The organism is Candidatus Bathycorpusculum sp. (assembly GCF_009778815.1).
GTDB lineage: Archaea > Thermoproteota > Bathyarchaeia > Bathyarchaeales > Bathycorpusculaceae > Bathycorpusculum > Bathycorpusculum hydrogenotrophicum.
This window is the reverse complement of sequence record NZ_WRFL01000036.1, coordinates 1-25,026: the sequence shown is the minus strand read 5'-3', so window position 1 is coordinate 25,026 and position 25,026 is coordinate 1. Positions and strand designations below refer to the sequence as shown.

Sequence of the window (25,026 nt, the reverse complement as noted above, 5' to 3'; positions counted from 1 at the left end):
CCAACCTTGAAAGTCATAACCTGCTTTAGTTGGATCAACTATTAGCAGGGGAAGGTCTGTTTCATCATATGCCGACGGATTGTTTTCATCATTAAGACCTCCGTTTAACTCATACTCAATAGTATACTTATCATCCAGTGTCAGATATCTAAATGCAACATCTGAAATACTCTCCACAGGGGTTGTTTGTGTACTCATAAAGTAACCTGATGGATATGTCACCAGAGTCTCATTGTTGAAAATGCGTCCGTTTCCTGACTGGTAGCGGCCCAACCCTCGATTAGCACTTAAATTCGGCTCAAGCTGCAAATTAGAGTTCAAAATAATTGCGCTACCCGTCTTGCCCCAGAAAACGCCGCCCGTAATGGTCTCAAGAACCCCCTTGTCGGTTGTATATGTTACATAGTTATAGATGGCATTTTGTTCACCAATGATTGTGCCACCACAAATCAGATTGATTACTCCACGATTTGTAATACCATAGAGACCACCGCCAATGATTGTGCCACCACAAATCAGATTGATTGTTCCCGCGTTCGCAATACCTCGTTCATCGCGTGAGCTGATTGTGCCGCCACAGATTTCATTGATCTTGCCGCTCTCATAGTTGTAGATGCCATATGAGGTTGTGCCGCTTATTTTCGCATTTCCGCTGATTTTGTCGATGGTGCCTGCATTTAGTATGCCTTGGCCGCCAGTGATGGTTCCTCCGGATATTTCACCTACATAACTGTTCACATCCGGTTGGAGGCCAACACCAGCTCCTTGGATGGTGCCGCCACAAATCAGATCAATCCGAGGGCCGGCAGTGGATCCAAAATAATTTATCAACAGTATGCCAAAGCGTGCTCCGCCAGTGAAGAGCCCACCAGAAATTGTACCGACGCCCGTTTTAGCGTTTTTTTCGGCTTCGATGCGAAGCACTGAATTCCATGAATCTGGATCATCTCCATCTTGAACTGTACCTCGGCGTGTGGCTACAAATTCGCCTCCGCTGATTTCATTGATCCAGGCGCCGCGGATTACGACTAATGCACAGTTGCGAACAGCTTCAAAGTAGCCTCCCGAGATTTCGCCTATTTGGGCTTCATTTTGTACGAAAACGGCGTGGCCATGGAGGGTAACGGTGGTGTCTGTCTGATAAAATGCTCCGCCGGAAATAATGTCAATGTATGTTTCTTCATCGGTTATATGAAGAGCATCTTGTTTACCTGTAAATTCTCCTCCGCTTATTTCGCTTAGTTTTGCGCCTTTTTCCATATTTAGTGCTGTGTTGCCGTTAAGTATGCCGCCGTTTATTGTGCCGGTTGCCTTTGGACCAGATAAATTCACTGTGGCGCCGCTGCTGGTTATTTTTATGCCATCTTGTATGTTAATTTCTCCGTCTGTGACCTCTATAGTGCCTGAAATCGTCAATAGATCAGCGGTTGTGCCATCGCCTAGGGTGAGTTTGCCGCCGTCTTTTACTTGAATTTTGCAGTTTGATATGGTATGTTGTCCATTGATACCGATTATGGCTATGTTTGATGTAATGACAATGGTGTTTGTTACAGTTTTGTCTGTTTTTATTTTAATGATGGCGGCATCTAGGCTGTTTGCTTGATTGACCGCGTCTTCTAATGTGGTATTTTCATCAACGATTATTTGTGTTGGTTGGTTTGCTGCAAAAACTATCGGTTGCAACACACAAATCAACATACTGATTATCAGTATTGCTGTTATTGCCTTTCTGGCTGAATTTAGCCTCATAGGTTTGTTTAGGTTTTGATTAAACATAGTCTATTCCCGGCTTAGGTATTGAAATAATGTGGTTTAATGCTAAGTGTGCGAACAAAGTGTTCAATAATTAGACAGAGAATTCAACAATTAGACAGCAAAAAACAGAACAGATAGTTAATCGGCAAACATTTAGAGATAGGACAAAACAAGTGCAAATTAAGCCAGAATATTCAATTTAGATTTAACACACTTGTTTATTCAAATAAATAGAATATTTGGATAGAAATAGACGTTTATTAAATTTTATATTTAAAAAAGCTCGACTGAACTCACAGTCTAATAGAACCATCAGGAATACTGCAAATGTTTTTTTCATTCCATACCGCCCATATGATTATGTTTCTGTATTGGATGTAGTTTATTGCAATGCAATATGCAAACACGACCGAGTTTTTGGCTTCTGCAAGGCGCCAAATCGGTGATAATCCTTGCAATTTAATGGGTATTATTGCTATTATTGCAGGTTATTAAGAAACTGTCCAAATCAGTTGTCGCCCATTTAGATTTGCTTGATTGTTTTGAGGGTTTTTTCTGCTGTGGAAGCGCAAAAGAGCAGGTCGTCTATGGTTGCTGTGAAGGTGGAGAGTTTGCCTTCGTAGGTGATTTCGGTTAGGACTTTGTTGTTTTCTTTGTGGGTTTGGATTTGTAATCCGTGGGGTGTTTTTAGGTTGTCGGGTGAGATTGCTTTGGCGACGGCTTGGGCTGTTTTTTGGTTTGGGTATTCAAGGGTTATTGTTGCTTGCAAGTTTTTCACCGTTTAGTTGTCGTCCAACGAGTTCGTCGGCGGTTTTTATGAAGGCTTCGATTTTGTCTATGGGGACTTGTGCGCCTGCGGCTATGTTGTGTCCGCCGCCTTTGCCGCCGTGGGTTTCAGAGGCTAGGCGCATTACATCGCTTAGGTTGATGCCTTTTGTGAGCGCGGCTTCGGTGGTTCGGCCGGAGAATTTGGCTACTTTTTCGGCGTCGATGTTGGCGTATGCTAGGAGGGGTTTTTGATTGTTGGTTAGGGTGGAGACTAGTATGCTTGAGACGGTGCCGATGATTTTTTCGTTTATGGCGTTTTCGCCGTAGATGACATAGATGTTTTGGTGTTCTTGGAGGCGTTCGGGTTTTTCTTGGACCCATGTGAGGTATTTGTTGATGTTTTTGCGGTAGTCTTCGAGGAGTTTGTTGGATTCTTCTAGGGCGGTTTTGCGGTCGCCCATGCATATGGCTATGCCTAGGCTTGGGTGGTCCATTCGGCCGGTTGAGTTGAGTAGTACTGAGAATTCGCGTCCGTCTCGAAGTGCGGTGTTGGGTTCTTCTTTGGTTAGGATGTAGATGCATCCGATGAGGTTGTCGACTTCTAGGTGGAGTCCTTTTGAGAGCAGGTAGTCGGCTAGGGCTGAGCAGAGGGTTTTGCGTTCTTGGGGATCTAGGTCGCAGAGGGATCGGAGTTTGTCGTTTTGTTTGATGGGAAACCCTAGGTTTGTGATAAAGTTGAGGGCTTGGGTTTCTTGTCCGCTTAGGCCGGGGATGAAGGGGTTTGTGGTGGTTGCTATCATGCGGTGGATGGGGCGGGTTTCTCTGCCAAAGAAGGTGAGGTCTTTTTCTACTTTGAGTAATCCGGCGTTGATGGCGTCGTTGACGATGATTTCGTTTAGGCCTCTCATGCTGCGTTGTTCATATTTGTCTTGCATGTCGCCCAGTGCGCCTACTATGGCGATGGGGGAGAGGTCTGTGTTGGTTGGGTCTAGGGCTTTGGCGGCGAAGTAGGCTACGCCTGAGCCGCTGATGTCGGTTGCGCCGTCAATGCCGTAGGTGTGGGGGTTGAGCATGGTAATGTTTGGGTTGGTGGTGGGGTTGCCGGTGATTTGGTGGTGGTCTAGTATGACGATTTTGTTGTTGGGGATTTTTTCGTTGAGTAGATCTAGGTAGCCGCTGCCAAAGTCTGACATGATAACTAGTTGGGGTTTATCAGAGGTGATTTCTGTGATGATTTTGTCATCGACCCATTGCATGACTCGGATGCGGAAGCGTGCGTCTAGTCGTTGGAGCATTTTTGCCACGATGCCTGCGGCGGCTACGCCGTCGGCGTCTAGGTGGCTAAAGCAGCTGATGAAGCCGTCTTTTTGGGTGGTTTCTTTGATGATTTTTGCGGCTTCTTGGGCTTGGGTTAAAAAGTTTGAGATATTTTCAGGCTGAGGCTCGGCCATGTAAATCACTTCTCAAAAGTGAGAATTGAGGGATTTAAAGCTGGTGTAGAAGAATAAGAGTGAAAAATGTTGGTTAAAGAAATTAAGTTACGGAAGCGATTTTTGCTTCGTATTTAAATTTCTTGTCGATTACGCCTTCACGTTTGTAGTAGCGGCTGAGTTTGTGGATGCGTGCTTCGATGATTTGCATGTTGCGTTTGTTGTGAAGGTCTTTTTTGTTTTTGTCCATGTGGACGGCGAGACCCTGTGCTTTTTTGACGAGGTTTGCAAGGTCCTCAGGCATGCTTGGTGCGAGGTTTGCGGCTTTTAGGGTATCGCTTATACTTTTGCCAATAATGGGCTTAACCAATGGAATGGCATATTGATCACGCAGAATTGTGCCTATGGAACTTGTATTGTGACCTTCTTTGGCGAGTTTTATGATGAAGGCTTCAACTTCTTCAGGCTGATATTTGCACCAGCTTGGAGGGCGTCTGCTTACTGGCCGAGTTGAATGAGACTTTCCTTTTTCTTGCTTTGGCATCGTTACACCTATTGTGCACCTAAACCACACTGCACACATATTTAAAAGTAACTAATGCAAGCAACACGTCACAATCAATCTCAGAGAACAAACAGCCGCCAAGAACCCGTCAACCGCCAAACAATACCCTTAGCACCGCCGATAAAACAGAGCCAAATAGGAAAATAGCAACATAAACCTGCCTTATTGTTAAATATCATCCAGCCCATAAAAGGCGGATCGATCGCAGAAAAGCAAGTTTAATATGCCCCTTTCTGTTACAGTAATTTATTCAAACCTAAAAACAAATACACCAGGTGTATTAGGTGTGTATTAGGTGTGAAGATATGAGATACTTGAAATATTTAATCATCCTAATTGCTGTTGGCTTAGTATCCTGTCTAGTATTATTTGAATACTACACCATAGCAGCACCAAAAAACTCCCAAATACAAATTCTCTCGCCCGAAGAAAACACAGAATACCAAACAACCAACATTCCACTTAAAATCACAACAAACGATGCAAACGCAAAAATCACCTACAGCATAGAAGGCATAAACAAATACCAAAACACCACCTACACAGAAGAAACAACCCTCAACCTCAGCGCAACCGCAACATACAAACTAACCGTTAACGTACACGACACAGACGGAAACCTCAAAGAAACCAAAACCACCACCTTCACCATCGCATCCCCATAACCAACAACAAACACAACAGTAACACAAACCAAAAAAAAACCAACACCGACAATCAAGTGAGAACCATACAAAAATATAGAAACATCAACAAAGAACCACAATCCACTAAACACGCAATCAAGCCGCTAAAGAGAAGCATCAAAAGAGACACAGCCTGCAACTACCGTGAAAGATAAAGGACAGATAAACAGGTTATATGTAGAGGCCTGCTAAATGAGTAAACCCACAACAGTTCTATTGATAGATTCCTTCCACACCCGCCTCAGCCTCCAGCAGAAGATGCGGTTATGACCAATTTCTTCTCATCTTTAATGATATTTGGAGCAGCCATTTTTATTGCAATCGCCGCCATTGGAATTATCCGAGGACACATACTCAAAGAGAAAATCTACAAAATAGGCGGCCTCGCATGCATACTAATGGCGTTAGCGGGTGTATCGCTATCTTTTGCTCCACTTGCACCATCACCTATAATACCCCTTGTTGTAACTGGAGGATTCTTTGCAACCGCGGCAATTCTTGTTTTTACAAACTATTCTAAATTCTTTGAAGCAAGCCTTCGAGAAGCAGAAAACGCATCCACTAAAATAGATCCAGCTAAACCGCTCAAGTTTAGTGACATATTTATGTGGGAAGGCTGGTTTAAAATTGTAAAACAATGGGGCACACACAAAGCGCTAGTGCTTTATGTACTTTTTAATTTATGTGTTGGATCACTAATTCCATTGACGCTATGGATTTTTAATATAGGCAACGCCTTTTTTGTTGTACTCCTCACCACAGCTATAATTGTAATGATCCCCATTCTATCCATTCCAATATTTTATCAGCAAATAATAAGAAACATGGAAACAGCCAATAACGACTATAGCAACTCAGATTCACAGAAACAAACAGCCTAAGAACCACGCAACCCACCAGCCATCAAACAATCCACTGCTCGATTATCGTGCTCCAGCATTTAAATTCCAAAACTCATCAGACCATAACAGATACAAGTTTGAGGCAGAAAGGTTAGGTTCATTTTTTATGCCACATCCTACTGGGTAAACCTGAGTTAGGCAACTGTAAATTTCTAAACACACTTAGAAGACCTGTAGTTATAGACCTGGAAAAAAATAATGCAAAAAGAGTCAAACCAGCCAAGCTACGGAGCGAGGCCACTTTTATACCATTGAGCAAATTTGTTGAGTGCTTCTGCACGGTGAGAATAAGAATTTTTTTCTTGCAGAGTCATTTCAGCAAAGGTTTTAGAACTGTTATTGGGTTGAAAGATGGGATCAAACCCAAAGGCAATTTTTCCTTGTTCTTGACGTTCTTGTGTGGTAATAATACCCCTGGATTGACCAGCGAAGCTTATCGGATCCAGAAGAGTTTGATTGTCACAGTAGGAGATGATTGATTGAAAGACCGCATTGCGGTTTGTTTTGTTTTCCATGAGTTTGAGAATACCGCTGTTATGAATGGTTTTGTATGTGTAGGCAGCGTAGGGTCCAGGGAAACCTTCAAGGGCATCAATGAATAACCCTGCATCTTCTACAATAATGGGCAGACCGCATTTTTTGTAGGCACTTTGGACGCTTTTTTCTGCAATTTCTTGAAGACTCTCGCTTTGGATTTCATCCCCTTTGAGTTTAAGCATACCAATCCCTATTCCCAAGTTGCCCAAGATGCAACGGGCTTCATTAAATTTGTGAATATTGGCAGTTGCGAAAAAAACCATTTTACCCCTCAGGGGGAAGTCATTGTTTGCGTTCTTCAACATAGCGTCCTCGGCTCTCTATTTGACGGGTTTTCTCATAAACCTTTTCAGAGAGCACAACACCCCTGATGGAGCTATAGCCGCATAGTACACTTGTTAGGCAGTCTTCCCAGAAGCTAAAATGGGTGCTCTGAAGCGCACGCTTAAACAGATGCAAATCAACCCCCTGAGCCTCAAGTTCCATATTTTTTTCGCCTAAACCAAAGTCTATGAAGTAGATTTGACCGTTTGGAGCATGGATCATATTAGAGGTTGTGAGATCGCCATGGATTAGACCATAGTTGTGAAGGCGTGCAATTGATTTACCGATTTGCAGACAGAGAGCATGCTGAGTAGATTTGTCGAGGCTATTGTTGTTGAGCAGGGTTTTGATTTGGGGGCCTTGGATGTACTGCATAATAATAGTTGATTTTGGCACATTTATCATATAGATAAGCGGGGTAGCTACACCGGCAGCTTTGGCATGATGCATCAGTTGGGGTTCATGGATGGTGCGGTAGCGGCGGATTTGTTGGTCTAGGGTTTGGGGACGGTATTTTTTGGGGATCCGAACTTTGATGATGGCTTTTTTGCCGTACCAGTTTGTGAGAAAGAGACTGGCTTCGGCGCCTTTTTTGATCAGATAGGTTTGTGGGGTTTTGTCTACTGTATCCATGGTACATCCACCTTGTCTACGCGCCAGCGCAGTTTGACCATACTCTTAGCAATTGGGGTAATCAGTCCGTATTTGTAGGCTAGTGTTCCAGTCCAGGCTATCATGGCGCCGTTGTCGGTTGCGTATTGTTTGGGGACTACACTAAAGGCGGCATTGTGCTCCTCGGCGATAAGTGAGAGCATGGTTTGGAGGCGTTTGTTTGCGGCTACCCCGCCTGTTAGCAAAACCTCTTTTTTCTCCGTGTGCGCCAAGGCACGTTCAGTAATTTCACTAACCATCGCAAAAGCATGTTCTTGAAGACTGTAACACATGTCCTCCAAACTATAGGGGGGGGTTGGGCAGGTTGAAGGGGTTTTTTGGTTTTGGAGTGTTGTGGTTGCAGCTGTTAGAAGGCCGCTTAGGGAGAGATCCATACCCTTGACCACATAGGGCAGTGGGATTAGGGTTTGTTGTTGGCTGTTTTGTGCTAATTGTTCTATGGCGGCGCCTATGGGCAGGCCTTTTTTTGCTTTTAGGCCAACTTCGCGGCCAAAAACGTCTAGACAGTTACCCAAGGCAATGTCGAGGGTTTCGCCAAAAACTCGGTAACGTCCTGCGGTGTAGGCTGTTACCAGAGTGTTGCCGCCTGAGGCATAGAGTGTGAGGGGGTCTTGGGTACCGGTTGTGAGTTTACCGATTTCGATGTGTGCAACTGAGTGATTAACTCCAACCAAAGGAATTTCAAGATAGGCTGCTAGGGCGCGTGCGACGGTGGCGCCTGTGCGAAGACTTGGTCCTAAGCCGGGGCCTTGGGAGAAGGCAATACAGCTTAATTCGTTTGGTTTGATGTTGGCTTGAGTTAGGGCTTGCTGCAATACACTATCGGCGACCTCGGCGTGATGTCGGGCGGCTTCTCGTGGGTGAATTCCGCCTTCTTGGGGGAGGTAGCTATCGGAGGGGTTGGCTAAAATAGTGCCATCAAAACATGCAATACCCACTCCAAAGTCATCTGCGGAGGATTCAATGCCTAAGCAATATTTACCATCGGGGTGTTCAGGTTTAACCATACGATTTCTCAGCCGCTTGGGGATACATATTTTTATCTCATCCAAAGCTTATAATACTGTATTATTGGAACTGATAACAAAATGCCAAAGCGTAACGACCTTGAACAGAAAGCACTCCACTATGTTGTAAACACCGGTTATCAGGGTGTGCTTCAATCCGATTTATGGCGAGAACTAGGCGCCAGCAGCCGTGAAGGTAGCCGCGTCTCTATCAAACTAGAAGAAAAAGGGCTGATTCGAAGAGAAAAAGAACTCCAAGAAGGCCGATGGACCTATCGCCTCTACCCCAAAAGACTCCCCGCCTCAATTGAAACCATAATTGACTGCCCCTGCCTGCTCTGCCCCGACAACGCACGATGCGACCCCACCACAGCCATCTCACCCAAAAGCTGCCCCCGACTCACCGAGTGGATTATAAACCTTGGAAAAGAAACACCCACCAAACCAAGCCAAGAACCCGACGAACCAATAGATGAATCTAACCCCTCAGAGGATGACGACGACGCCGAAAGCATGGATCCGTGAGCGCAAAAACGAGTTTTACTACAAAAAAGCCAAAGAAGAAAACTACCGTAGCCGCTCCACCTACAAACTAGTCCAAGCAAACAACAAATACAGCTTCATAAAACTACACGACATCGTGGTAGATCTAGGAGCTGCACCCGGCGGATGGATCCAAGCCGCACGCAAAATGACCGGCAAACACGGCTTTGTATTAGGTGTCGATCTCAAACCCATCGAACCCTTCACCCAAGAATACATACGCACCATAGTCGCTGACCTAACCGAACCCAACATCACCGAGCAAATCCTCTCCTTTCTACCCCGAGCCCCCGACGTAGTCATCTCAGACGCCGCACCCAACGTAACAGGCGTATGGGAAGTCGACCACGCATGCCAAATCGACCTCGCAAGCAACGCCCTAAAAATTGCCAAACGCATCCTAAAACCAGGAGGCAACTTTTTTGTCAAAGTCTTCCAAGGTGACCTCCTAAACGACTTCACCACAGACATAAAAGACAACTTTGAATCAGTACGCGTCGTTAAACCACAAGCAAGCCGCGCCAAAAGCTCCGAAGAATACATCCTAGCCCTGGGCCTAAAAACAAAAACCAACAAAACTGAAGAAGACTAAACAACCTTCTCTTCTTTTAAAAAGTCCAAACACTAAACACAACACGCGACGTATTATACCAAACAACAACAACTGTTGCTCTGTTTAAAAGACTAAAGTATCTAAACTACAACAACAAAACACCAAAAAACACACCAAACACACAAAAAACATCACACTAAACAAACCCAACACCAGTAACACCCACACACCGTGTGTGAAGAGTTTGGTAAAGGTTAAATTGTCTGAACCCTCTAATTATCTAGAGAGGGTAGTTGCCCTTAAAATTGTGACAGAGCAGATGTGAAATTATGAAGTATCCGCAGTTCTGGCTTAAGGCTTCGCCAAGACGCAAACGCGGCTATTCCATATTTGCAGTGTTTATACTGTCTTTGATGGTAACTTTAATTGGTGCTCTGGTTCCAGTCAGCCCTGAAACCGCCCAGATCATCAGCAACCAGCTTAATCAAACCGTTACTGAGGGACAAGCGCAGGGTACCTTGAATTTAGATATTTTCGTAAACAACTTTTCACTATGTCTGCTTATGTTTATTCCCATTGCTGGGTTTTTCATAGGTATGTTTATTCTCTTTAGCACCGGACAAGCCTTCAGAGCGGTTTTTGAGGTACAGATGGCAAGCGGTGCGGCAACGGCAACACCTGATGTTTCTATAGCAACAACAACCATAGTTTTGGTTCTCATAGGAGTAGCAGCCGTATTTCTGCTCGAGTTTATAACCTATGCAATCGGTATGACCGAGAGTCTGTGGATGTTTCGCCGTATACTACAAAATAAATGGAAACGTGAACTCAAATGGTTCATTATATTCATTGGAATCGCCGCTTTACTGCTGGTTATAGGCGCCATTGTGGAAACAGCCACAATATCGCTTCAACTCTAACGTGAGCAATTCATTTTTATTTTTTTAGGTTTTTATTATTTCTAGGCTTATATCTAGGGCTTTTACGCTATGTGTTAGTCCGCCTATGCTTATGATGTTGATGTCTGCGTTTGCGTATTCGAGGAGGTTTTGTGGGGTTATGCCTCCGCTGACTTCGAGCAGGACTTTTGTGTGGCCTGCTTGACGTAATGTTTGGGCGGTTTCTTTGGCTTGTTTTGGGGAGAAATTATCTAGCATGATAATGTCTGCGCCGCCTTCGGCGGCTTTGAGGGCGTCTTGGGAGGTGGTGACTTCGATTTCGATTTTTTTGCTAAAGGAGGTGGTTGTTTTGGCTTTTTTGAGGGTTTCTTCTACGCTACCGCTAAGGGCTAGGTGGTTGTCTTTTATCAGCACCATATCGTCTAGGTGGAGTCGGTGTGGGTCGCCGCCGCCTATGAGAACGGCTTTTTTGTCAAAGTAGAGTAACCCGGGGGCGGTTTTGCGTGTGGCGGCAATGCGGATGGTTTGGTTGTTGTTGGGGTTGTTTGTTTGTATTTGTTGGGTGAGGGTGTGGGTTTGGGTTGCGATGCCGCTCATGCGTGAGAGGAGGTTTAGCAGGGTGCGTTCGACGACGAGGATGGTTTGGGCGTGTCCTGTGAGTTGGAGAAGGATTTGGTTTTTGTGTATTTGTTGGCCATCATGGGTTTGGGTTTGGGTTTTTAGGTTTAGGGCTTCTGCTAGTATGGTGGCTTCTTCTAGGCCGGCTAGGGTGCCGTTTTCTTTGGCGATAACATGTGCGGTTGCAATTAGGTTGGGGGGGATGAGTGTGGTGGCTGTGGTGTCGCCTTGGCCTATGTCGTCGGTTAGGAAGTTGAGGAGTTTTTGTTCCACGATTTGTCGGGGCATGAACATGGTTTTTATGTGGTTGTTTAGGTTTAAAATGCTTCCGTGTTTGGGGAGTGGGCGGTGGTTATTCAAATATAGTTGTGTATGTACTATGGGTGTATGCGTTTGTTGTTGTGTTGTTCTGAGCTTGGGTTGGGGCATGTTTCGCGTCTTATTGTGTTAGGGAAACGGCTTGAGCAACAGGGGCATGAATTGTTTTTTTTTAGCGGTGGTCGCGCATATGAGTTGCTTGCGGGAGAGTTTGGTAATGTGGGGCGGGTTACGCCGGTTTCTTGGTATGAGAATACCTATGGGATTTTGGCGTCTGCGTCGTTGTTGAATTTGTTTTTGCCTTTGCCGCTTTTTAATGGGGAACGGGGGAAATTGGAGATAAAGAATTCTAATGCTTATGAGACGATTCATCGGTACTATGATTTGCGGGAAAATATTCGCCGCATAGCGCCGGATGGTCTTATTGCTGATGGGGATATAAATGCACTGCGTTTAGCGGGGAATTGGAGGATTCCTGCGGTTTATGTGGAGAATTTGATTCGGCCCAGCTACGGTTTTGCTTCGTTTCTAAGTCCGGGTGAGCGCGTTATTGAGCGCTATTATCGGGTGTGTAAAAAGGTGATCATTCCCGATAATCCTCCGCCCTACACGGTATCGGAGTACAGCATTGGCAATATTGAACAGTTAGGTATAGCTGATAGAACCGAATATGTGGGTTCATTTTTTGACACACAACCCATCAAAGGTGAGCAAAAACATATCTTTGTACCCATCAGCGGACCCATTGGCACCCGCAGTCGCTTACTAAAAACGGTTCAGCCAGTACTTGAGAAAGTAAAGGACAGAGTCATTATCAGCCTAGGCACGCCGGGCAAAAAAACCACCACAAAAAAAGGCAACTGTGAGATCCACAATTGGCTCACCCCCCAAGAACGCGCCGAGGCTATGCGTGATGCTAAATTTGTGATTTTTAGCGGAGGCCATGCCACCTGCTTTGAGACCATCAAATACGGCAAACCCACCATCTGCATCCCCACCCAACCCGAACAGCTAGGCAACGCCGCAAAACTAGAAAATATGAACTGTAGCCTCGTGGCCAAAAATCAAAAACAACTCCAAACAGCCGTCAACAAACTAGAAACCCAGCTGGACCGCTACACCAAAAACGCAGAGGCACTCTCACACTTCTCAGGCCGATACCACGGGTTAGATCGAGCCATAGAAATCATTAAAACAACACTGGGCTAAACAGGCGCTAGATTTAGGCGTTTGACTGCTCCGTTGGGAGTTTGCTCTTCAAAGATTAAGGCTTGGAATTTGTAGAGTTTTGCGTCTTTGGTGAGCCAATTATCAGGAGGTAAACCAGCTTTGATACAGCACTGACAGAGAAATTCCTCCTCGTCCCAACCCCACTCAAGAGGCACTTGAGGTAAAAGTAAACCCTTATGCCAACCATGCTGGACGATTAAGCCGTCTTGGCCGACTTTGATTTTGTTTAGATACTCTTTGGGGTTGGTGGTTTGGATCAGCTCAGAAGGAGTTAGAACGCTGACTTCAAAAACCACCTGATCTAATTCAGCAATTGTTAGGGGTTCAAAGCGCGGGTCTTCAGTGGCCGCATTTAGAGCTGAGTCAATAACAGCCTCTATGAGCGGACTTGTGGGATAAGGATAGCCGATGCATCCCCGCAAATCCTTCTCACCCCCAGCACTCAGGGTGCTAAGGGTAACAAATACGCCGCATTTTTCAAGCAACTTGGGTGAGGATTTGGGGGGTTGGATGCGTTTGCCATCAGTTAAGTAGAGCTTAACAGCCTCTCGAGCTGTATGAACAAGAAATTCGCCTTCTGAATCGGAAAGTTCAAACGACATAGACATCCCCGCCCGGTGGTGATTGACACTAAAAATAATTAAATTAACTTAAAATTAAGAAGAAGAGAAAAGGAGGTTAGAATTTTGTGGATTCTTCGGTGATGCCGTCTTTGGTTATTATGACAAAGTCTAGGCCGTCGCCGCTCATGGCGTCTCGGTTGATGGCTGCTTTGACTGAACGTGTAACCAAGGTTTTGGCTTCTTCTAGGGTGAGGTTGTCTTTGAAACCTTCTTCGAGGACCCCCATGGCTGTTTCGGTACCAGAACCCACTACGGCATATTTGTCGGGGATAAGAGAACCCAACACATCAAGAATATAGATAGAGGGGCCTTCTTCGTCTAAGCCGCCCACGATGGTTTGGGTGATAAGGGGGGCGTAGCGGCGGTTGAAGAGTACGTTTGCTAAGAGTTTAGCTGAGCTGCGTACGCTTATGGGTCGGCCAACATCCATGCTGTAGAGTTTAGCTTGAGCCTCCATTTCACGAGCAAGAATTTGCATATCTCCAATAAGACCTGCACAGGCAACACCGATACAATCGGTGACTTTGAAGACTTTTCTGCCGCTTCGGCTCATGATAAAGCCGCCATAGGTAACTCGTTTCTCAGCTGCTAAGAGAACGCCACCTTGGAAGACGACACCGACGGTGGTGGCGCCCGGCATCCAACCGGCTCCATGCTGGGCTTGATTGCCCTGCGCCTGCTGCTCTGGGGGAGCTTGTACCAGCGGCATAAGTGGGATTTGTGGAATTTGTGGTAACTGAGGGAATTGTGATCCATATCCGTCCATAATTATCGCCTTTTCGAGTTTAATACACAAGACAATCTATTAAGGTTACTTATATCTATTAATCAAGTTGAAAACAAAAACTCAGACAAGAAAAACAATCAAATACAAAAAACCACAACCCCACCAGTAACATATAGAAACAAAACAGTGAAACAAATAACGACAACACGATATTTTTTTATATCAACACAAGCCTAACACAAAAACAAGAAAACTAGACCAAGACAACCACAATATGGGCTACAAACAAATGGTGTTAACGGCGCTAAAGCAACTGAAACGGCTGAGCGCAATTATCGGACGGTACAGTTTACATTATCTCGGGTTAATTCTTCTCATTAGGCTTCGGGGTTGATAGGGAGAACTCTAATCAGGTGGACAAAATAATTTACGCTATTTTCGAACTAATCCTTGCTTGCCCCTTGTTCTGTTATACATAAGTGCACTGGTTAGAGCTACTACAACAGAGCATAAAGCTATCAACAAGCCAAGCTCAGTCAAGTTAAATCCGCCTATTGTTACTTCCGATTGAGAGCTAGATTGACTTGGCCCAGAAGGCTGACTTGGACTGGACGGAGTATTATCCGGATTTTCACCATCACTCACCCCAAAGGTTATAGTTTTTGTTTTACTCCAACCACTAGACTCACCCGTAAAAACCAGCCGCTCACCTGTTCTAGGTGAGAATAAATCTGGCGGAACCTCAACACGAGTGTAGTAGCCAATAAATGCTTGAACCTGAAAATCTATCTTTCCCCCATCAGGAACATTACCTAACCAAATTCTATCACTATCTTCTCTGTAGGTACCTCCAAAATACGTTATCTCTGTATAGGGTGCATTTGGATACAACAAAGAACTGCCATCCATTATTTGATTTGAAGCCCCTAAATAATAGCCTTTGTCTCTAGAACTGTACTCGTGCCAGTAATCGTCAAAATGTCCTTTCCAACGAATATCATACTGCAACAAAATGTGATTGCCTTGTGAATCTACATAACGATTGAAAGACTGGTTTTTTATTTTCACATCGATTGTTTTATTTTCTACACGGTAGCCTTCTTTGGATAGTACCGTCTCACCAGTGAAGGGATCAGTTGAATAAATTGGAGCCACATCATAGGAATTATCTACAAAGCGCAGAGTAAAATCGAGGATATCGGGCTTTTTTAGAGCTGTCTCAGCCTGTACCTCACCCATACATACAATACCGGCTATAATCAATCCGATAGATAGCATGACAAACAGAAATATGCCCAATATTTTTTTCATGCCATACTCCCTGAGGATTTGTTCCTGACTGGATATGTATTTTACTGCAATACAATAGACAAACACTACTGACAACAACGCAACCAAAATCAGGACACCAACACCGGTGTAAATGCTACCAACACTACAATGGTGGTTACCACTTTGAGTTTTGGTTACCATTTTTAGCAGAGTGTTTTGGGTAAGCTTTAACATTGATCAGGGGTATGTTCACTTGTGGTTTGTGTGATTAAGGTTTACGTTAAAAGTGCTGATGGTGTCTGTTTTGCAGTTGCTTTTAGTGGTGAAGAAATTTTAGGGGTGACTCTTAGCTCTGATCAGAAAACCGCAGTAGATACCATACGGGGTAGTTTGGCAGCAAAAGAACCCTTTGAGGTGTTCACGCAGCCAACCCAGCAGATTGGTGCCTTGTTTGCTGCATTAAAAGAGTTCTATGATGGAAAAACCCCTGAATACAGTTTTATTTTAGCGGATACTGATTTGCCAATTTATAGTCAAAGTGTGTTGAGGGCGGTCTCAGCCATACCTGTGGGGTATGTTGCTTCGTATGGGGCGGTTGCTAAAGCTGTGGGTGGAGGTGCTAGAGCGGTGGGAAATGTTATGGCATCCAATTTGTTTCCGCTTATCATACCGTGTCATCGGGTGGTAAAGTCAGATTTTGGATTGGGCGGTTATGGTGCAGGCGGTTGTGGGATAAAACTTGAGTTACTAAGACGTGAACAACGCGGTTACAGTGAACACAGAGAAATCAACATCGATAAAGGGGTGCTCAAAGTTTTTCCAACTGAAACAGTCGTAAAAAAGTACTGCTAATCTTTCTAAATCAGCAGTTCTATGCAGACCATCATCAGGGCAAGTTTGGCTATGTAGGTGGTTGGCAAATAGTATGCGGCTATAAGCAGTTATAGTTGTTTGGTTTGGTTGGTAAGGGTTTGTACCAAAACAGATATAGCCCCACAAAAGTGGTGATTATGTAGTGATAGGGTGTTCATTATTTGAGTTAATGGTGCTCTGTTTGCTTGATGGACTAACGGTTGGGTCTTAAAATGTGGGAGTATGAGCAGAAGATAAGTATGCAGTCTCTTGTTGAGGAGGATGGTTTGTAGTTTGGGGTTTGGAGAATTTTTGTGCTTTAAATTTAAGGATCAAGAGAATAGTCCCCGCAAGATTATCGGTGCATACTTGTGTGATGTAATGCCGTTTCTAGTAAGGGTTAGGTATGGATTTTAAAAGTTACAAAACCCGATTGTGGATATATCTATCAGCGGGGTCAATTGGGTTATTTTTGGCTGTGCCGGCCTTTTTTGATCTTGTATCCAATATGGGCTGGGATAAAACAATTCAGGGGTACAGCGTATCGGTGGGTTATTTGTGTTTAACTGGGTTTATGCTGGTCTTTGTTCCGGCGGTTGTGATAGGTGAGATATTAAGAATAACATTCACAGATAATATGGAAATAAATCTATATAAAATAGAAAATAGATTGACAATATATACATTAATTGGATCAATTATTTTATTTTGGCAAATTTTAGGGTCGTATACGTTCCATCTCAATTATGCAAGCTGGTTTAGTAGCATATTTAGAACTGGACAACCCTTAGTGCTGTTTATGCTTGCCTTTGTTCCCGCATTTTGGATAGGTGAAACAATACAACTCACAGTAAAAAGCTACACACAAAGAAAACACCATACAAGCAAGCAACCCATAGGATTAAGGGGTTTAACCCTTATGGCCACAGTTTGGCCTATTTCAGGGCTGTTAATCATTCATTCAACGTTACAGAGAACTCATTCATGGTTTTATGTCGTGGATATAACAAATGTTTTGGGCACACACGCAGTTTTGACGTATGGCATAACCATATTGGGTGTGGGTTGTCTACAAGTGTTAACTAGCTACGGGTTAGTTAGAGGTAAAGCATTTGCGTACAAATTTGGTTTAGGAATTCCCCTGATGGTGTTAATAATCAACAGTATCTATGGCGGGTTGTCTTTATTTGTACATTTAACAGGGGGTTATCATGATCATGTTTTTTATGAACTGTTCTTTGGATGGCTTTTTGGTGTCGGGATTGTTTGGGTCATTGTCAATTGGCATTATCTTAGAAAACCTTCGGTGAGGGCGTTTTTGGGGCAGTGATTGTCGAGGCACATTATTTTATTTATAGATATATCAAGTCTCGTGAAACACTCGGAAAGCGAAATAATTCTTTTAAATTATTAAATCCAACATAGTTTCATGGGACATACAATAATATTATACCATAGGAGTGTGATAGGGAAAAATAATGAGCGGAAAAAGAATTAAAAGAATTCTGCTTCATGTGCCGTCAAATTTCCTAGAGGAATTTGATCGAGAAATCGCGGGACTGTATGCAAGCAGAAATGAAGCAATAAGAGCAGGCATGACCCTTGTGCTAAAAGCCGAAAAAAGAAGACAAAACCAGAAAATAATAAACCCCGAAAACGCCTAACAGCACCTGGCACACCAGTCATTTTTTGATTCCGCAACAAGAAGTAGCGGTTTGACCAGCAACAACAACAGCAACGGCAAACACCGCAACAAACAACAGGTGTGCACATCACAAGGTTCTGCTTATCTCTCCATCACTTCCAGTTTTTATGGGCCATACAAGAATGACGCTTGAGAGTTTGTTTTTTGATGAGACAAACTTTGAGGACATATTATTGGCAGGCATTTGGTTTGTATCGCTTAGTGTTGGTGTTTTGCAGAAGACGCCAGGTTTTAATTGCTGGGTTGGGGGTTTGTCGCATGATAGTTTGAGACAATATTTGTTTTTTTTCTTTTTGATCATATAATGGTATATTCAATACATTATTGCCAGTAGTATGTGTGTTTATATCTTTATTATTATATGAAATATCACATATCATATGAGAGTGTGAGAGAGTTGAAGAATAAACAAAAAACCATGGACTTATCAAAAATATGGCTCCTTGTCCCCAAAACCTTTCTACAACAATTCGACACCGCAACCAAAAACACCCACACCTCCCGCAGCGAAGCAATTCGATACGCAATGCAACTCACATACAAAGAAATAAAACAACGAAAAACACACATCCCCAAAACCCAACCACCCACCATCCCCCAGCCAAACATAACCCCAACCACCCCAAACTAAAACCGGAGAACAACAACCACATGAAACCCCAAACCCAAACAAAAACCCTGCCCAAAAACCACAGCAACCCAACCCCGCCAAACCAAATAACCCCCAACCATACAACCAACAAAAACATCATCAGTATCGGCTCAAAGGAGGTCTGCAGTGAGCGAATTTGAAAAATGCATCGAATGCGGCAGCAAAAACATCAGAGACGATAATACAAATGGAGAAAGAGTATGCATAACCTGCGGATTAGTATTGGGCAACACCGAATTCGCCCCGCCGACAGAACGCATACCCAAAACAGAACCCACCAACCCCATAGTATACACCAGTACCGCAGTAGGCACCGAAACAGAAGCCGCACACCACCTTGAACTCAGCACCGCCCATGACATCAACCGAATAATCCAAAAACTAGAACTCCCCCACAACCTAGAACCACTGGCAATTAACTATGTACGAAAAATCCGCCGCCAAATAAAAAAACAACAACAGCAACCAAACACCCGCAAAATCCGTTTAACACGAACTGAGCTGACCACCTGGGCGATATGGACAGCCATAAAACGCACCAACTACCCCCTAAGTGCAGACCAATACATCAAAAAACTCCAGCCTTTTCTCAAAATCAAAAATCTAATGAAAATTGAACAACGCATCGGCCAATTTATAAAAAACGAAAACCGAATTCCCAACACCATTCTTGTCACAGGCCACATCAACCAAATAGCAGCCAAACTCGAAAATAACCACATCATCAACAGCGCCTACGCAAACAAAATCAGCGGCTACGCAATCCAAATTGTTCAAACCAACCCCGGCATTATAACAAACCGAAAAACAAGCCTAGTCGCCGCCTCAGCACTCCTAGCCGCCGACAACCTGCTGGCAAACCAACTACACAAAAAAATCCTTGCCCAAATAGCAAACACCGGAACAGGCCGCCTATCAAAACTATCAGAAACCTACACACACTACACAACCACCCTGCCCAAAGAATGGGCCGCCATCAAATTTAGCACCTGCCTCTTTGAGAGAAATGCCTATGCTACAACTTAGACTAACCCAAATCAGGGCAAACCCCTGGAACTGTAACGTTTTAGGTGATCAAGAGAAACAGAAACTCAAACAAAGAATGAGCGAAGACGGCCCAGAAAAGACCCCGCCAGTGGTAGTACGAAAAATAAAGGATAGCTATGAGCTGGTTGATGGAGAACAACGCTGGACGATTGCAAAAGAACTCAACTGGGAAACCATAAACGCCATCGAACGCGAAGCCGATGACATACAAACAAGGACCCTCTGTGTCAGCTATAATCGATGGAGAGGACACCTAAACTGGTTTAAACTCTACGACATAGTAAAAAAAGATCAAGACACAGGGATAAACCTAAAAGAAGCATATCAAAATGCACTTTCAAACAAAGAGATAGAGTGGTTGCTCTCACTTGAAAATTTGATTTTTGAAGCCCGCCTAACACTTGAAGAGGCCCTAAAAAAATACCCTGAAATTACATTAGAACAACTGTATTTGCTTTCCCTGTTCCCTGCCTCGCAACAAGAAAGTTTAGTGGAAAAATTCAAAACACCCGTAGCATCTCAGGCACTGTTGCAGATTTTAAACCCTATACTGGCAAAAAATCAAACAACACACCATAATCAAAACCTAAAGTACTACCCAGAAAAAGCTACCAACCCCCTGCTGTCAGATCTAACTGCCCATAGACTGGATGCACACACAGAACAAGATCACAACATACAAACAAACATACCAACAAATTTGGACCCAAACAATAGATGGGAACTAACCCTAAACAATCCCCTATCGAGAACAGATGCAAATACAGGACAAACATCAGATGGAGGAGAAGCCCAATGGCAACATGCCCGGCTAATAGAGCTTAGTTATAACTGTGAATGCGGGCATCATTACCGCGTTAATTTCAAAAACTTCACAGTTGTTATACAGAAACAAAATTTGTTGTTTGAACATATAGACCTCAAACCACGTGTGTTTCAGGTGCATTGTAAAAAATGTGCGTCAGATCAGGAATTTATTATAGACTACGATGAGCAGGATACTAAACAGATTTTCTGTAGACGATGCAAACCCCCAAGAGAAGGCATCTTGGATGCGAACACAAGAGAAGTCACATGGTTCAGCTAACAGGCTGGGCAGACGAGAAAAAAGTCTGCTTTTATTGATGCTACGAAGTGATGAACCCCAAGGGAAACCCAATCCCATTTGGCTTGATGTCTACAAAGAATTTGAAATAAACTATAACTGTGGACTCTCAAAGAAATATCAGCGTGCATTTCAAGAAGAAAAAAAGTTCAGAGAAGCAATCGGTCGCCTAACAAAAAGAGGTTTCATCAAACCCATGTTGATCGCCCAACAAGACACCGCCATATCAGATCCAAGAGGTTATGGATACAATTTTTACAGTCTAACCTCGCCTGGACGATCTAGGGCAGAAAAACTACAACAATATCAAAAAACAAGCTCAAAAAAAGACAACCAAGAATTAGAAGAAACATTAACTCAACTTCGAGCCATGGGTACTAACCAAGTTACAACTAGACAAATTCGCGAAGAGCTATGGCAACAAACAAGGCAGAGATTTGCTAACAGAGCAGAATTTGAGAAGCACTGGAACAACACAAAACTGGGTCGGATGCTAAAAAAACATAACTTTGAGCGGACACGAGTTGGAAAATATGATGGCCGAAGAAAATACATTTTGAGATGATGACATAGTTTTGGCAAAACACATGTGTTAGTTCTGTGTTTTGACCTAACTATGTCATTGGCGGCTACGCAGAGTATTTTTGGTGGCTGCTTGAAGATGGCCGATGGCAGATATACCAAAGCTTGCGGTGATACAGGCCACGATATTGTGTGATGTGTTGGAGAACAGATAGAACTGGAGGATCTGCAGAGGTATCAGAGCAAAAAACATCAACAGCGGGATCTCGATAGCTATTGGAAAGATAAGCGCCGCTTTTTTAAAACCAAATTTTTCTGTGAGACCGCTAAAGAGTTTATTGCGTTCGTTTATTTGGAATTTGTTGGGGTCCTCTAGATAAAACTGGCAGGTTGAGGATAGGTCAAAGAACAAGCAAGCAAGCCAGATGGGGATAAATAGGGCTTGGGTTTGGGGGAGAAAAACTGAGAGGAACAAAAAGGCGGGGATGACTACTATTTGGATCAGTAGTCCTTGGAGCAACATCTTTTTGACCCGTTAGGGTTGATTGGTTGAGTTGTTATTGGTTTGTTGGAGTTGATGTGACTGAGCTGTATTCCACCATAGATTATACCCGCAATGACGACTACGACGCCAATATACATCAATAACTGCAAGAGATTGTCAACTGCACTGAGCAACTCAGTTGGCAGACCTTGCTGCTGGGTTGCATTCCAGCCAGTGACCCAAAAGGCTATGGGTTTAGCAACCGCCATAAGCACACCCGCAATGATACAACCCACTAAAACTTTTTGAGCTCTGGCCTGCTCCTCAGGACCCTCAGATCGAACAAGAGGCAAAAACAGGTGAACCAACAAAGTAGCAGGAACCAACAAAAGGATCACAAAGAATACGTCAAGATCCAAAAAACCAAAAAGCGGTAGAGAAGACGACGGTAATATCAACGGTTTAACGCTCCAGAAGCTTTTTAGGATTTACAATTGTACAGATTCGTCTAAACCACGCTTTTGCTTTACAACTATACTTAACAAAAAAATTTGAAAATCGCACGATAAATTTACGTTCAGATACTTTTTTACATGTATTAGTATGCATATTCAACCCACAAATAAATTTTTAAGAATTTTTAAATGCACTTCAACCATTTGCTGAACAGGCAGTTAAAAAATTAGAAGACTAGATCAACAGGTAAAGTTATCACAGAATCGATTTACGGGGTCTGGCAACTAATTAATCAGTATAATAAAAACACATAACACAATATCACCCTAACATAGCAAAACTTCAATCAATTGTTTATCCGCAAAACGAAAGCAGAAAACAACACAACTGACGATAAAGCACTAAATAATGTTAAACAGAACATAACAAACAATTAAAATAGTTTCCATAAGACAGGATTTGCGTACAAAAAACTTTTAAGTCATACTATATGAAGTCTAACTATGACAAAGTTGTCCCACGTCAGAGTTAAACACAAAGGCCAAGTTACCATCCCCCAGCAACTCAGAAAGGAACTTGGAATTGAAGAAGGCACCATTTTGGAAATCACCGCAGAAAACATGCAGATTACACTCAAACCGTTACCACCTCTAGAACCACGCGAACCTGTAAGTGAAGACGAACAAAAAAAACTCCTCGATGAACTTGATGCATTAAGGCTAAGATGCCGTTGACAAGCATAACCGACACACGAAGGTTAATCCATTTAGAATTCCCAACAATCCAAGAAAGCACAAAAACAAGGCTGTTTTTTGAACACGAACTCCGAAAGCATCTTTTTGCACCAACAATCGTTCTGACAGAGTTCATAGAAGGGGCAGGCACAAAAATAGACAAAGAAGCCGCAAAAAACCGGTTAAGAGCTTTAAAAGAAAAAGGATTAGAAATTGTAGAATTAGGCGAAAAACAGGCACTCATTGCCGGAGAACTGCTACTAACTCACCATAACGTTCCCATTACAGATGCCTTAGTTGCGTCATATGTAAAAAGCGGCGACGCTGAATACGTCCTAACAGATGACCCACACTATAAAATGCTTAACGTAAAAACCAAATGGATAACCTAAAGCGTACATCCTCACAACAGATGCTCTTTACGCCCTTCTAAACATAGAGAAAACTGTTGATACCCCGCCGACTGTGATCATCAAACTGAACCAGAGAGAGTTATAACTCAGATACCCACTATGCAGGCCCATAACATAACCCGTAACCTACAAAATAGAGATTCCCCCCCCAAGCAATTTTTGGGAAAGGGCGAGCGAAAGCATAATTTTTCTTAATTGACGGCAACTTTTTTGGGTTTAAATGCCAATGCGAGACAGACAATTTGCACTATAAAGATAACAGCTTCTAGAGCGGTCCAATTATTTATCATTATCATTGGCTGACTCAGGTCCGAGGTAAACAGAAATACCGCAAGCCCCACTACACCCAAAACAAATACCGCAACTAACCACATAGTTTGGTGCGGTTGCTGTTGTTGTGTATCAGTTTTTCGCAACAGTACCCAAAAAATGCCCAAACCAGCCAGTATAGCACCGCTGGCACTTAGCAACAAATTTACAAAAGCCCAATTCCCATCGCTACTAATAGGTGGCGTTGGAGAAGGCGTCACAGTCACCGGAGCCGTTGGAGAAGGCGTCACAGTCACCGGGGGTGTAGCGGTTGGAGACGGCTTCACCGTTGGTGTGGGTGTCACTGAGCCTATTAATCGGTATTGTGCTGTAACAGTCATGCTAAAGACTACATTAGAAAAGCTGTGACTCCAGCCGGTAAAAGTATAGCCCGCTCGGTATGGATTAGAAGGTGCAGATGCTGTGTCTCCATAGGGGACAAGTTCAGATTTTAAAATTTGTCCATTCCAATCCACAAACCACACTCTAAGCATCTCGCGGTCCCATTGGGCCACATAAACCGCATTACCGGTAACAGTTGTATTTGGTACTGGGGACCATCCGGCAAATATCCAACCAGTTACATTGGTCACTTCAGGTGCTTCGGGAGTAAGATCACCATAGGAGAGATTATCAGTGATTTGTTCATAAAAGGTACCCTGTGTACCCGGCTGATAACTCACACTATATCGAACATTTTGTTCCCATACCGCATACAACACTACATTATCAGCTATGGTAAAGGTTGAATCAACAAGGCACTCGAGAGTGTTGGCATCAGAACTTGTGGCCCAGCCAAGGAAAGTATAGCCAGTGCGACTCAAACTATTTGGACCTAACACAGTCACCTGACCTCCACTGCTATAAGGACTGTTACTGTCTATGGGTTCAGTTCCGCTTGTGTGACCATTACCATTGTAGGTAACAGTGAATTGTTCCACAGGAACCTCTTTGAGCCAATTAGCAATCAAAACAATATCACCAACCGTACCTGCTGGAACACTAAAATCCCGTATGATATCAACAGTTTGGCCAGTACTATATTGCACCGTCCAACCCAAGAAGACATAACCCGCTCTTGTCGGGTCAACAATAGCAAGCGGTAAACTCTGCAGAGTATACAAAGAGGGGTTACCAGCCACATCGACCCCACCATTCAACACATAAGAAATAGAATAATTATGCACCACAGAATCCCAAGTAGCCGTCAAAGTAACATCACCATAAGAACCAACAGGAATCTCATAACCAATAACACCCAACACAGAAGAACCACCAGAAAAAACAACATCCCAACCAGCAAAAACAAACACACCAT

31 protein-coding genes are annotated in these 25,026 nt (G+C 43.6%); 16 read left to right on the top strand and 15 right to left on the bottom strand.

Features of this window, described 5'->3' with window-relative positions:
• The 4 genes from FWF39_RS07910 to FWF39_RS07895 form a co-directional block, all read right to left on the bottom strand.
• Positions 1 to 1,686 (bottom strand): InlB B-repeat-containing protein (locus tag FWF39_RS07910; RefSeq protein ID WP_343382900.1); only part of this gene is annotated, 1,686 nt, incomplete at its 3' end.
• Between the two features lie 592 nt (positions 1,687 to 2,278).
• A complete protein-coding gene (locus tag FWF39_RS07905; protein WP_343382899.1) occupies positions 2,279 to 2,524 on the bottom strand; it encodes a KEOPS complex subunit Pcc1 in 246 nt (81 codons plus the stop codon).
• Positions 2,502 to 3,974, bottom strand: coding sequence for a DHH family phosphoesterase (locus FWF39_RS07900; protein ID WP_343382898.1), 1,473 nt, complete (start codon positions 3,972 to 3,974; stop codon positions 2,502 to 2,504). The genes FWF39_RS07905 and FWF39_RS07900 overlap by 23 nt, the downstream gene beginning before the upstream one ends.
• An 82-nt stretch (positions 3,975 to 4,056) precedes the next feature.
• Positions 4,057 to 4,497 carry a 30S ribosomal protein S15 gene (locus tag FWF39_RS07895; protein WP_343382897.1) on the bottom strand — a complete coding sequence of 147 codons (441 nt, stop codon included), beginning with the start codon at positions 4,495 to 4,497 and terminating at the stop codon, positions 4,057 to 4,059.
• A 326-nt stretch (positions 4,498 to 4,823) separates the two neighbouring features.
• Between FWF39_RS07895 and FWF39_RS07890 the strand changes: the two genes are divergently transcribed.
• Together FWF39_RS07890 and FWF39_RS07885 are read left to right on the top strand one after the other, a co-directional pair.
• Complete coding sequence (locus FWF39_RS07890) at positions 4,824 to 5,183, top strand: hypothetical protein (RefSeq protein ID WP_343382896.1); 360 nt, start codon at positions 4,824 to 4,826, stop codon at positions 5,181 to 5,183.
• 287 nt (positions 5,184 to 5,470) lie between these two features.
• Positions 5,471 to 6,085, top strand: a complete 615-nt coding sequence (locus FWF39_RS07885) for a hypothetical protein (RefSeq protein ID WP_343382895.1) — start codon at positions 5,471 to 5,473, stop codon at positions 6,083 to 6,085.
• 245 nt (positions 6,086 to 6,330) lie between these two features.
• Here FWF39_RS07885 and FWF39_RS07880 read toward each other — a convergent pair whose 3' ends face one another.
• From FWF39_RS07880 to kae1, 3 genes are read right to left on the bottom strand one after another with little or no spacing between them, the layout of a single operon-like run.
• Positions 6,331 to 6,948 (bottom strand): XTP/dITP diphosphatase, encoded by a 618-nt coding sequence (locus FWF39_RS07880; protein ID WP_343382894.1) that lies wholly within the window; start codon positions 6,946 to 6,948, stop codon positions 6,331 to 6,333.
• A complete protein-coding gene (locus FWF39_RS07875) occupies positions 6,926 to 7,600 on the bottom strand; it encodes a Kae1-associated kinase Bud32 (protein WP_343382893.1) in 675 nt (224 codons plus the stop codon). The genes FWF39_RS07880 and FWF39_RS07875 overlap by 23 nt, the downstream gene beginning before the upstream one ends.
• A complete protein-coding gene (kae1, locus tag FWF39_RS07870; protein ID WP_343382892.1) occupies positions 7,588 to 8,646 on the bottom strand; it encodes a KEOPS complex N(6)-L-threonylcarbamoyladenine synthase Kae1 in 1,059 nt (352 codons plus the stop codon). Before kae1 ends, FWF39_RS07875 begins: the two co-directional genes overlap by 13 nt.
• 81 nt (positions 8,647 to 8,727) lie before the next feature.
• Between kae1 and FWF39_RS07865 the strand changes: the two genes are divergently transcribed.
• From FWF39_RS07865 to FWF39_RS07855, 3 genes are all read left to right on the top strand, one after another.
• Positions 8,728 to 9,171: a transcriptional regulator gene (locus tag FWF39_RS07865; RefSeq protein WP_343382891.1), complete on the top strand. Its 444-nt coding sequence runs from the start codon at positions 8,728 to 8,730 to the stop codon at positions 9,169 to 9,171.
• Positions 9,119 to 9,781: an RlmE family RNA methyltransferase gene (locus FWF39_RS07860; protein ID WP_343382890.1), complete on the top strand. Its 663-nt coding sequence runs from the start codon at positions 9,119 to 9,121 to the stop codon at positions 9,779 to 9,781. The genes FWF39_RS07865 and FWF39_RS07860 overlap by 53 nt, the downstream gene beginning before the upstream one ends.
• Positions 9,782 to 10,071: 290 nt before the next feature.
• Positions 10,072 to 10,662 (top strand): hypothetical protein, encoded by a 591-nt coding sequence (locus FWF39_RS07855; protein WP_343382889.1) that lies wholly within the window; start codon positions 10,072 to 10,074, stop codon positions 10,660 to 10,662.
• A gap of 24 nt (positions 10,663 to 10,686) precedes the next feature.
• Here FWF39_RS07855 and nadC read toward each other — a convergent pair whose 3' ends face one another.
• Positions 10,687 to 11,688, bottom strand: coding sequence for a carboxylating nicotinate-nucleotide diphosphorylase (gene nadC / locus FWF39_RS07850; RefSeq protein WP_343382888.1), 1,002 nt, complete (start codon positions 11,686 to 11,688; stop codon positions 10,687 to 10,689).
• Between the two features lie 51 nt (positions 11,689 to 11,739).
• Between nadC and FWF39_RS07845 the strand changes: the two genes are divergently transcribed.
• Positions 11,740 to 12,786: a glycosyltransferase gene (locus tag FWF39_RS07845; protein WP_343382887.1), complete on the top strand. Its 1,047-nt coding sequence runs from the start codon at positions 11,740 to 11,742 to the stop codon at positions 12,784 to 12,786.
• Here the strand turns inward: FWF39_RS07845 and FWF39_RS07840 are convergent.
• The 3 genes from FWF39_RS07840 to FWF39_RS07830 form a co-directional block, all read right to left on the bottom strand.
• On the bottom strand, positions 12,783 to 13,409 hold the full coding sequence (locus FWF39_RS07840) for a TIGR00296 family protein (RefSeq protein WP_343382886.1): 627 nt from the start codon (positions 13,407 to 13,409) through the stop codon (positions 12,783 to 12,785). The two genes, FWF39_RS07845 and FWF39_RS07840, sit on opposite strands and share 4 nt — an antisense overlap.
• Before the next feature lie 76 nt (positions 13,410 to 13,485).
• Positions 13,486 to 14,196 carry an archaeal proteasome endopeptidase complex subunit beta gene (gene psmB, locus FWF39_RS07835; protein ID WP_343382885.1) on the bottom strand — a complete coding sequence of 237 codons (711 nt, stop codon included), beginning with the start codon at positions 14,194 to 14,196 and terminating at the stop codon, positions 13,486 to 13,488.
• Positions 14,197 to 14,589: 393 nt separating this feature from the next.
• Positions 14,590 to 15,468: a hypothetical protein gene (locus FWF39_RS07830; RefSeq protein ID WP_343382884.1), complete on the bottom strand. Its 879-nt coding sequence runs from the start codon at positions 15,466 to 15,468 to the stop codon at positions 14,590 to 14,592.
• A 225-nt stretch (positions 15,469 to 15,693) separates the two neighbouring features.
• On the opposite strand from FWF39_RS07830, the gene FWF39_RS07825 reads away from it, so the two are divergent.
• From FWF39_RS07825 to FWF39_RS07815, 3 genes are all read left to right on the top strand, one after another.
• Complete coding sequence (locus tag FWF39_RS07825) at positions 15,694 to 16,281, top strand: methylated-DNA--[protein]-cysteine S-methyltransferase (RefSeq protein ID WP_343382883.1); 588 nt, start codon at positions 15,694 to 15,696, stop codon at positions 16,279 to 16,281.
• A 406-nt stretch (positions 16,282 to 16,687) separates the two neighbouring features.
• Positions 16,688 to 17,611 (top strand): hypothetical protein, encoded by a 924-nt coding sequence (locus FWF39_RS07820; RefSeq protein WP_343382882.1) that lies wholly within the window; start codon positions 16,688 to 16,690, stop codon positions 17,609 to 17,611.
• A 148-nt stretch (positions 17,612 to 17,759) separates the two neighbouring features.
• Entirely contained in the window at positions 17,760 to 17,945 is a 186-nt protein-coding gene (locus FWF39_RS07815; protein WP_343382881.1) for a hypothetical protein, read from the top strand.
• A 108-nt stretch (positions 17,946 to 18,053) separates the two neighbouring features.
• On the opposite strand, the gene FWF39_RS07810 is transcribed toward FWF39_RS07815, so the two are convergent.
• Entirely contained in the window at positions 18,054 to 18,287 is a 234-nt protein-coding gene (locus FWF39_RS07810) for a hypothetical protein (protein WP_343382880.1), read from the bottom strand.
• Positions 18,288 to 18,383: 96 nt separating this feature from the next.
• Between FWF39_RS07810 and FWF39_RS07805 the strand changes: the two genes are divergently transcribed.
• From FWF39_RS07805 to FWF39_RS07785, 5 genes are read left to right on the top strand one after another with little or no spacing between them, the layout of a single operon-like run.
• Positions 18,384 to 18,617, top strand: a complete 234-nt coding sequence (locus FWF39_RS07805; protein WP_343382879.1) for a hypothetical protein — start codon at positions 18,384 to 18,386, stop codon at positions 18,615 to 18,617.
• Between the two features lie 20 nt (positions 18,618 to 18,637).
• Positions 18,638 to 18,778 carry a hypothetical protein gene (locus FWF39_RS07800; protein WP_343382878.1) on the top strand — a complete coding sequence of 47 codons (141 nt, stop codon included), beginning with the start codon at positions 18,638 to 18,640 and terminating at the stop codon, positions 18,776 to 18,778.
• Complete coding sequence (locus FWF39_RS07795) at positions 18,765 to 19,664, top strand: hypothetical protein (protein WP_343382877.1); 900 nt, start codon at positions 18,765 to 18,767, stop codon at positions 19,662 to 19,664. The genes FWF39_RS07800 and FWF39_RS07795 overlap by 14 nt, the downstream gene beginning before the upstream one ends.
• Entirely contained in the window at positions 19,651 to 20,772 is a 1,122-nt protein-coding gene (locus FWF39_RS07790) for a ParB N-terminal domain-containing protein (protein WP_343382876.1), read from the top strand. The genes FWF39_RS07795 and FWF39_RS07790 overlap by 14 nt, the downstream gene beginning before the upstream one ends.
• On the top strand, positions 20,738 to 21,355 hold the full coding sequence (locus FWF39_RS07785) for a hypothetical protein (RefSeq protein WP_343382875.1): 618 nt from the start codon (positions 20,738 to 20,740) through the stop codon (positions 21,353 to 21,355). The genes FWF39_RS07790 and FWF39_RS07785 overlap by 35 nt, the downstream gene beginning before the upstream one ends.
• A gap of 54 nt (positions 21,356 to 21,409) precedes the next feature.
• On the opposite strand, the gene FWF39_RS07780 is transcribed toward FWF39_RS07785, so the two are convergent.
• Together FWF39_RS07780 and FWF39_RS07775 are read right to left on the bottom strand one after the other, a co-directional pair.
• The gene (locus FWF39_RS07780) at positions 21,410 to 21,835 is read right to left on the bottom strand and encodes a hypothetical protein (RefSeq protein WP_343382874.1); all 426 of its coding nucleotides are present in this window, start codon (positions 21,833 to 21,835) and stop codon (positions 21,410 to 21,412) included.
• The gene (locus FWF39_RS07775) at positions 21,814 to 22,149 is read right to left on the bottom strand and encodes a hypothetical protein (protein ID WP_343382873.1); all 336 of its coding nucleotides are present in this window, start codon (positions 22,147 to 22,149) and stop codon (positions 21,814 to 21,816) included. The genes FWF39_RS07780 and FWF39_RS07775 overlap by 22 nt, the downstream gene beginning before the upstream one ends.
• A gap of 606 nt (positions 22,150 to 22,755) precedes the next feature.
• On the opposite strand from FWF39_RS07775, the gene FWF39_RS07770 reads away from it, so the two are divergent.
• Positions 22,756 to 22,986 carry an AbrB/MazE/SpoVT family DNA-binding domain-containing protein gene (locus FWF39_RS07770; protein WP_343382872.1) on the top strand — a complete coding sequence of 77 codons (231 nt, stop codon included), beginning with the start codon at positions 22,756 to 22,758 and terminating at the stop codon, positions 22,984 to 22,986.
• Positions 22,977 to 23,378: a PIN domain-containing protein gene (locus tag FWF39_RS07765; RefSeq protein WP_343382871.1), complete on the top strand. Its 402-nt coding sequence runs from the start codon at positions 22,977 to 22,979 to the stop codon at positions 23,376 to 23,378. The genes FWF39_RS07770 and FWF39_RS07765 overlap by 10 nt, the downstream gene beginning before the upstream one ends.
• Positions 23,379 to 23,590: 212 nt before the next feature.
• Here the strand turns inward: FWF39_RS07765 and FWF39_RS07760 are convergent.
• Positions 23,591 to 25,026: InlB B-repeat-containing protein (locus FWF39_RS07760; protein WP_343382870.1), on the bottom strand; the 1,436-nt coding region annotated here is incomplete at its 5' end.

Excerpts from the sequence above, each read along its gene's own strand:
- FWF39_RS07865 (WP_343382891.1), top strand. The coding sequence starts at position 8,728 with ATGCCAAAGCGTAACGACCTTGAACAGAAAGCACTCCACTATGTTGTA.
- nadC (WP_343382888.1), bottom strand. The coding sequence starts at position 11,688 with ATGCCCCAACCCAAGCTCAGAACAACACAACAACAAACGCATACACCC.
- FWF39_RS07830 (WP_343382884.1), bottom strand. The coding sequence starts at position 15,468 with ATGAAAAAAATATTGGGCATATTTCTGTTTGTCATGCTATCTATCGGA.
- FWF39_RS07880 (WP_343382894.1), bottom strand. The coding sequence starts at position 6,948 with ATGTTGAAGAACGCAAACAATGACTTCCCCCTGAGGGGTAAAATGGTT.
- FWF39_RS07800 (WP_343382878.1), top strand. The coding sequence starts at position 18,638 with ATGAAACCCCAAACCCAAACAAAAACCCTGCCCAAAAACCACAGCAAC.
- FWF39_RS07840 (WP_343382886.1), bottom strand. The coding sequence starts at position 13,409 with ATGTCGTTTGAACTTTCCGATTCAGAAGGCGAATTTCTTGTTCATACA.
- FWF39_RS07765 (WP_343382871.1), top strand. The coding sequence starts at position 22,977 with ATGCCGTTGACAAGCATAACCGACACACGAAGGTTAATCCATTTAGAA.
- FWF39_RS07790 (WP_343382876.1), top strand. The coding sequence starts at position 19,651 with ATGCTACAACTTAGACTAACCCAAATCAGGGCAAACCCCTGGAACTGT.
- FWF39_RS07855 (WP_343382889.1), top strand. The coding sequence starts at position 10,072 with ATGAAGTATCCGCAGTTCTGGCTTAAGGCTTCGCCAAGACGCAAACGC.
- FWF39_RS07770 (WP_343382872.1), top strand. The coding sequence starts at position 22,756 with ATGACAAAGTTGTCCCACGTCAGAGTTAAACACAAAGGCCAAGTTACC.
- FWF39_RS07785 (WP_343382875.1), top strand. The coding sequence starts at position 20,738 with ATGCGAACACAAGAGAAGTCACATGGTTCAGCTAACAGGCTGGGCAGA.
- FWF39_RS07890 (WP_343382896.1), top strand. The coding sequence starts at position 4,824 with ATGAGATACTTGAAATATTTAATCATCCTAATTGCTGTTGGCTTAGTA.
- FWF39_RS07885 (WP_343382895.1), top strand. The coding sequence starts at position 5,471 with ATGACCAATTTCTTCTCATCTTTAATGATATTTGGAGCAGCCATTTTT.
- FWF39_RS07815 (WP_343382881.1), top strand. The coding sequence starts at position 17,760 with ATGAGCGGAAAAAGAATTAAAAGAATTCTGCTTCATGTGCCGTCAAAT.
- FWF39_RS07810 (WP_343382880.1), bottom strand. The coding sequence starts at position 18,287 with ATGATCAAAAAGAAAAAAAACAAATATTGTCTCAAACTATCATGCGAC.
- FWF39_RS07875 (WP_343382893.1), bottom strand. The coding sequence starts at position 7,600 with ATGGATACAGTAGACAAAACCCCACAAACCTATCTGATCAAAAAAGGC.
- psmB (WP_343382885.1), bottom strand. The coding sequence starts at position 14,196 with ATGGACGGATATGGATCACAATTCCCTCAGTTACCACAAATTCCACAA.
- FWF39_RS07900 (WP_343382898.1), bottom strand. The coding sequence starts at position 3,974 with ATGGCCGAGCCTCAGCCTGAAAATATCTCAAACTTTTTAACCCAAGCC.
- kae1 (WP_343382892.1), bottom strand. The coding sequence starts at position 8,646 with ATGGTTAAACCTGAACACCCCGATGGTAAATATTGCTTAGGCATTGAA.
- FWF39_RS07780 (WP_343382874.1), bottom strand. The coding sequence starts at position 21,835 with ATGTTGCTCCAAGGACTACTGATCCAAATAGTAGTCATCCCCGCCTTT.
- FWF39_RS07895 (WP_343382897.1), bottom strand. The coding sequence starts at position 4,497 with ATGCCAAAGCAAGAAAAAGGAAAGTCTCATTCAACTCGGCCAGTAAGC.
- FWF39_RS07860 (WP_343382890.1), top strand. The coding sequence starts at position 9,119 with ATGAATCTAACCCCTCAGAGGATGACGACGACGCCGAAAGCATGGATC.
- FWF39_RS07820 (WP_343382882.1), top strand. The coding sequence starts at position 16,688 with ATGGATTTTAAAAGTTACAAAACCCGATTGTGGATATATCTATCAGCG.